Source organism: Armatimonas sp. (assembly GCF_043760365.1).
GTDB lineage: Bacteria > Armatimonadota > Armatimonadia > Armatimonadales > Armatimonadaceae > Armatimonas.
Genome location: NZ_JAYUPA010000301.1, coordinates 1 through 5426, shown reverse-complemented (window position 1 = coordinate 5426; position 5426 = coordinate 1). Strand labels below are relative to the sequence as shown.

General features: G+C 55.4%; 8 protein-coding genes. 5 read left to right on the top strand and 3 right to left on the bottom strand.

What is annotated here, in order from left to right; genetic code table 11:
* Together ACH2EH_RS07255 and ACH2EH_RS07250 are read left to right on the top strand one after the other, a co-directional pair.
* Positions 1 to 852: ABC transporter permease (locus tag ACH2EH_RS07255; protein WP_395140325.1), on the top strand; the 852-nt coding region annotated here is incomplete at its 5' end.
* Positions 849 to 1619, top strand: coding sequence for an ABC transporter ATP-binding protein (locus ACH2EH_RS07250; RefSeq protein ID WP_395140323.1), 771 nt, complete (start codon positions 849 to 851; stop codon positions 1617 to 1619). The genes ACH2EH_RS07255 and ACH2EH_RS07250, both read left to right, overlap by 4 nt.
* A gap of 4 nt (positions 1620 to 1623) precedes the next feature.
* Here ACH2EH_RS07250 and ACH2EH_RS07245 read toward each other — a convergent pair whose 3' ends face one another.
* The 3 genes from ACH2EH_RS07245 to ACH2EH_RS07235 form a co-directional block, all read right to left on the bottom strand.
* A complete protein-coding gene (locus tag ACH2EH_RS07245) occupies positions 1624 to 1935 on the bottom strand; it encodes a YtxH domain-containing protein (RefSeq protein WP_395140321.1) in 312 nt (103 codons plus the stop codon).
* Complete coding sequence (locus ACH2EH_RS07240) at positions 1925 to 2371, bottom strand: hypothetical protein (protein WP_395140319.1); 447 nt, start codon at positions 2369 to 2371, stop codon at positions 1925 to 1927. The genes ACH2EH_RS07245 and ACH2EH_RS07240 overlap by 11 nt, the downstream gene beginning before the upstream one ends.
* Positions 2372 to 2566: 195 nt before the next feature.
* A complete protein-coding gene (locus tag ACH2EH_RS07235) occupies positions 2567 to 3745 on the bottom strand; it encodes a ParB/RepB/Spo0J family partition protein (protein WP_395140317.1) in 1179 nt (392 codons plus the stop codon).
* Positions 3746 to 3799: 54 nt separating this feature from the next.
* Here ACH2EH_RS07235 and ACH2EH_RS07230 point away from each other — a divergent pair, with 54 nt between their 5' ends.
* The 3 genes from ACH2EH_RS07230 to ACH2EH_RS07220 form a co-directional block, all read left to right on the top strand.
* The gene (locus tag ACH2EH_RS07230) at positions 3800 to 4330 is read left to right on the top strand and encodes a DUF4446 family protein (protein WP_395140315.1); all 531 of its coding nucleotides are present in this window, start codon (positions 3800 to 3802) and stop codon (positions 4328 to 4330) included.
* Positions 4327 to 4947, top strand: coding sequence for a sigma-70 family RNA polymerase sigma factor (locus ACH2EH_RS07225; protein WP_395140313.1), 621 nt, complete (start codon positions 4327 to 4329; stop codon positions 4945 to 4947). Before ACH2EH_RS07230 ends, ACH2EH_RS07225 begins: the two co-directional genes overlap by 4 nt.
* Positions 4948 to 4958: 11 nt before the next feature.
* Positions 4959 to 5426, top strand: a 468-nt coding sequence (locus ACH2EH_RS07220; protein WP_395140311.1) for an anti-sigma factor family protein, incomplete at its 3' end; no start/stop codon positions are given.

Genomic DNA, 5426 nt, shown 5'->3' with positions numbered 1-5426 from the left:
GGTAACCTCGTCCAGCGGGAGCTCGATGTTCGCTATAAAAACTCCAAGCTTGGTGTGGCTTGGTCGCTGGCGAACCCCATCGTTCGCGCTCTCATTCTCGCCGCCGTTTTCACCTATATCGTCCCCATCAAAACCAGCGGTGGCTCCTATTTTCCCTTCGTGGTGGCAACTTTCTTCCCATGGACCTACTTTCTGACCGGAATTCTCGATGCTGGAGACTCTGTTTCAAAGCACCTCCCTCTGGTTCGTAAGGTCTATTTTCCCCGTGAACTCTTGCCGCTGGCAACCACGATTGCCAACCTGCGGCACTTTCTCCTCACGCTGATGGTGGTGGTGCTGCCCCTTGTGCTCTTGCTCTATGTGAGCGACTGGGTACGCAACGGCACCGTGAGCTGGCCCCCTCTGGGGATTCTTCTTCTGCCGCTCCTGGTTCTGATGCAAACACTACTGATCGGGGGGATTGCACTCTTTCTATCGGCACTCAATGTTTTTTTTGAGGATATTAAATTCCTGACTGCGGTGGCACTCGATCTGCTCTTTTACGCCGTGCCGATCATCTACTTTCTGGAGCAGGTGCAGCACGCACAACAGATCACGGAGCCGTGGCGAGGGCTGATCTATCACGCTTTTTTGCTGAATCCGATCGTCGTGATTGTGACGAGCTACCGGGCATTTTTATTGCGCCCTGTGACAATGCCGAGTGGCGCACTGGGATTAAAGCAAGAGCTTCTCGTAAATCAGCCGGTGCCGTGGCTCTATTTTGCGTTTGCTATTATTGTCTGTGTGGCGACATTTATCGGCGGCTACGCATTTTTTAATAATCGAAAATGGCGCTTCGTGGAGCAGGCATGAGCCTTCCGGCCATCCAGATCACGGCGGTTTCCAAGCGCTTCAAACTTCCAGAGGATGGCTATGCTGGGATCAAAGGCAAGCTAGGGCAGCTCACGAAGGGGATTAAGCCGAAGTTCAAGATTGTCTCCGCTCTGGAGGACATCTCGCTCACGATTCAGAAAGGGGAGACAGTGGCACTCCTGGGGCGCAATGGCTCGGGGAAGTCCACGTTGCTCTCGCTGATTGCCAATGTGATGAAGCCTGACTCGGGCACGGTGACGTTTCCCGCATCGGCAGATCCCACGCATCCCCGACTCGCGCCGCTTCTCGAAGTGGGTGCTGGGTTTCATCCTGATTTGACGGGGCTCCAAAATATCACGTTCAATGGCTCGATTCTCGGGCTAAGTTGCGCGGAGATGGACGAGCGCCGCGAGGCGATTCTAGCGTTTGCGGACTTTGCCGAGCCCAAGTACTACGGCATGCCAGTGCGAACCTACTCGTCGGGGATGTTTGTGCGTCTGGGGTTCGCCGTGGCCGTCCATACCAACCCTGAGATTGTTCTCGTGGACGAGACTCTCTCGGTGGGGGACGCCCTCTTTCAGGAGAAGTGCCTTGCCAAGATCGCCGAGTTCCAGCGCGAGGGGCGCACGATTGTGGTGGTTAGCCACGATATGGAGGCGGTGAAAAAAGTAGCGACCCGGGCCGTGTGGCTTGCACAGGCCCGGGTCGCTGCGGATAGTCAAGATGTCAACGATGTTATTGCACGTTACTTAGACTCGCTCCATTGAGGAACTAAGCGCCAGTTGCTTCGGGCTCACTGTGCTCGCCGCGCTTGCTAATCCGGGCCGCGACACTGGACGCTGATTCCTTCACTGTAGACGCAAGTGTTGTGGTTTTCTCTTTCAAGGTTCCTCCCACTTCAGTTGCACGGGTTAGGGCCTTGTCATACGTATCAGCCGTTTTATCCTTGAGCTCATCGCCTTTTTGCTTGAGCTTCTCGCGAGTTTCATCGCCACTCTGAGGGGCATAGAGAAGCGCGAGGGCGGCACCCAGTGCGCCACCGATTAGTAGGCCGACCAGAAAGTCACTCTTATTATTTGCCATAGTTGGTTTCCTCCAAAACAGACTGTTGGGATTTACTAGATTGTAACACACGCGAACGCGGTCGCACACGCAGCGCCCTCGCTCCTGCCGCCACTCCGGCCAGTAGGGCGTTGAGGTTCACAAAAGGCGCATGAATAGTCTTCTGCACAAGCCGTGTCGTGACCTCTGTCTTGGCCTCCACGGTGGCGGCAATGGCATCTCCATGAGTGAGGAGGCTCTCCGTGGTGCTGCCAATACTCGCCAGCTTCTCGCTTGCCAGAACCAGAGTCGCCTCTGTTTTTTTGAGCAGGGGTTCCACCTGGGCCGTGAGTGCCTCAAGACGCGTGTTGAGGCGGTGCAGAAGAACGGTCAGGCCGATGATCACGACTGTCAGAATGAGGGAGAAGCCCAGATACCAGACAATCATTAAGTTGCTTGTGACAGGATTTAGAGTCATAAAATAATTTACTCCGAGTCTATAGATAATACCGCCTTGGGCCAAGAATAAAAACATCTCCTTTCTACCACCTAACCTGACAACGGCCCGCGGGACTCCCGTAGGCCGTTTTTTTTGGTTGTAGGAAACAAGAAAATCCCTGGTTCTTGGTGAGGAACCAGGGATTTAGGGTGACGTAAAAGATTTGAAAAAGGTCTATGCGGCCATCTTCAGGCGCGTCGGCTGGGTGTCGAACTTGGGCTTGTACATGGGGCAGCGGTAGCTCTTGGAGTGTTCCTTGGGGCTTTCCGCCTCCGCAATAAAAATTTTCCCGCCGGTGACACCACATTTTTCAAAGTTGCGGTCGTAGTTGCCACAGTCGTAGCAACGCCTCAGAATGGTCCAGCACACGGAGCAGCGTACTGAACCGATCAGCTCCACACGACCACAGAGAGGGCAGTGGATATAGACCTCGCGGAAGCCGAAGTCTTTTGTGGCCAGCGACTCTCGGATCTTACTATTAAAGTTTTCCAGATCACGCTGCAGCTCCACCGAGGTCGCCAGGAGCTGGTTCATGTGCTCCGCGCTCAGAAACTCACCAATGCGCTCATCGAGCATATCGCCGAGAACCGAGGCTTGCTTCTCAATACTCTTGAGGTGCTGCTCGGCCGTTTGGGATTTATAGGGTTTTTTTCGCTCCTCACGTGCCCCAAGGCTGCGTAGCATCTGCTCGGTCACACTCACAGGAACCCGTAGAAACGCTTCTTTCTTATTGGGGAACTGGCGAATGGCGCTGATGATCTTCTCGATATCGGAGATATTGAGCTTCTCGGCCTTTACTTTCTCAACGAGGCGAAGCTGGCTCGCGGTGTCTTCATTGATGCTTAATAAGGCACGGGCATGGCCTTCTTGGAACAGTGCACCTTTAGCGGGGTTTTGAACCAGCTCCTGTTGAATGGAAACGGGGAGCTCAAGGAGCTCCAGTGTCCGACGAACCGTGGTCTCGGAGACGCCTAGGGTCTTCGAGATCTTCTCGTAGCTCATGTGCTGGAGAAGTCCCTGGATTGCCCGCGCTTTTTCGATGACGTTCATGTCCTCGCGCTGGTAGTTTTCCAGTAAAGCGTCCGTTGCCGCGTCCTCATCATTAAGATCGCGTACAATAGCGGGAATCGAGTCTAACCCCAGCATCTTGCAGGCACGGTAGCGCCGCTCGCCCATGACGATCTCAAAGAGGCCCTTGTCCTTGCCCACTGCTGGACGCACGACAATCGGCTGGAGCACGCCTCGCTCTTTGATGGATGCGGCGAGCTCCTCTAAGGATTCCTGGTAAAATGTTCGGCGCGGCTGATTCTCGTTTGGCCGAATCTTGTCGAGGGAAAGGTTTTCAGTAGCCATAATGGTTCTCTGCAACAATTGTAGGACGATGGTCGTTGAAACTGGAGGTTTTCTATGGAGGCCCTGAATGCGGCGCTTCGCCCACTGGTGAGCTGGATTCAACAGCAGCCTGGTGTCGCGCTATTGCTCCTGCTGACTGTCCATCTTGTGACCATTGTGCTCGCCATCTTAGCGTTGCTCCGTGGTCGAAGGTTGGCGGCGCGACAGGCACGGATGCTTCGAGGAGTGAGTGGCGATAGCCTAGAGGAGCTGCTTCTCGACTACGCAGGGAATGTGACGGCATTTCGGGCGAACCTGGACAGAGCACTAACGACCAGCGATGCCAATACCAGCGGCCTGCGTCAGACGCTGCGCCGACTAGGGCTGCACCGCTATGATGCTTTTGCTAATGTCGGGGGGCTCCAGAGCTTTTCGCTGGCACTGCTCGATGAGGGGGCAAACGGGGTGGTTATCAGTGGCCTCTACTCCCGCCAGGAGATGCGGGTCTATGCGAAACCTATTGTTCGGGGGACGTCTGATATCGCTCTGACACCCGAAGAGCTGCGCGCTATCTCCGAGGCGCGCCTTCCCTCGGAGAAGGCATGAGCCTGAGCCTCACCCCTCTCCAAGAAAAACAGCTCATTGAAAGGAGCCGCAAAGGCGATGTTGCTGCATTTGACAAGCTAGTGCGCCGCTACGAGCGCACGGTTTACAATGTGGCTTACCGGCTCAGTGGCTCCCAGGATGATGCATCAGATATTGCTCAAGAAGCCTTCGTGCGTGCCTGGAACAACCTCAAGTCGTTTCGGGGTGAGGCGCAGTTCTCTACCTGGATTCACCGGATTGTCACGAACGTCTTTCTGGATGATCGTAAGAAAAAACGCTCCCGCCCGACCACATCGCTCGATGAGTCGGTGGAGCTGGATGAGAATAGCATCACCCGGCAGTTTGAGGACAGTGCGCCCGGGCCTGCGGCGATGATGGAAGGGGAAGAACGTCGCCTGATCCTGGAGAAAGCCATCCTGACCTTACCCGAAGCCCAGCGGGTGATGATTGTGATGTACCACAACCAGGGCTTGGCTTATGAAGAGATTGCGGAGCTGACGCAGCTTCCGATTGGCACGGTGAAGTCTCGGCTGAATCGTGCCCGACTGGCCTTGCGGGATCGGCTTGGAAAAGTGGCGGAACTTTTCGGAATTCATGAAAGTCCTAGCCTTCAGTAGGTTTAACGATTATGGATAGGAAACAATGGCGCGAGCTGGCGTCTGATTATATTGAGGGAACGCTTCCCGCAGAGAAGGCGAAGGAGGTGCGTGCTTTTCTGGCACAGAGCCCCGAGGCCCGCGCCGACGAGAGCGCACTGCGTGGGATCACACAGCACCTAAAGACGCTGCCAGACGTGGATCCGCCGCTCTTTTTTGCGGACAATGTTCTCTCCCGCATCCAGCGTGAGCAGCAAGAAGCGAGTCAGCGTGGCTGGCGTGCCTGGCTTCCCAGCTTGGGCCGGACGGCGCTCGGCTCCTTAGCGATGGGGGGCATTTTGGCTGCCGTTGCCTGGAAGTTTCTTGGGCCTGCGACTCCAGCTACTATTAATGAGGCAGGCTTTAGCCCCAATATCCCCCGCACTGCCACAAATAAAGTGCAGCCGGTAGGGCCATTGCCTACGTTGAAACTCACGAACTTGCGGCATGTAGAGAAAGCC

Excerpts from the sequence above, each read along its gene's own strand:
- ACH2EH_RS07245 (WP_395140321.1), bottom strand. The coding sequence starts at position 1,935 with ATGGCAAATAATAAGAGTGACTTTCTGGTCGGCCTACTAATCGGTGGC.
- ACH2EH_RS07240 (WP_395140319.1), bottom strand. The coding sequence starts at position 2,371 with ATGACTCTAAATCCTGTCACAAGCAACTTAATGATTGTCTGGTATCTG.
- ACH2EH_RS07225 (WP_395140313.1), top strand. The coding sequence starts at position 4,327 with ATGAGCCTGAGCCTCACCCCTCTCCAAGAAAAACAGCTCATTGAAAGG.
- ACH2EH_RS07230 (WP_395140315.1), top strand. The coding sequence starts at position 3,800 with ATGGAGGCCCTGAATGCGGCGCTTCGCCCACTGGTGAGCTGGATTCAA.
- ACH2EH_RS07235 (WP_395140317.1), bottom strand. The coding sequence starts at position 3,745 with ATGGCTACTGAAAACCTTTCCCTCGACAAGATTCGGCCAAACGAGAAT.
- ACH2EH_RS07250 (WP_395140323.1), top strand. The coding sequence starts at position 849 with ATGAGCCTTCCGGCCATCCAGATCACGGCGGTTTCCAAGCGCTTCAAA.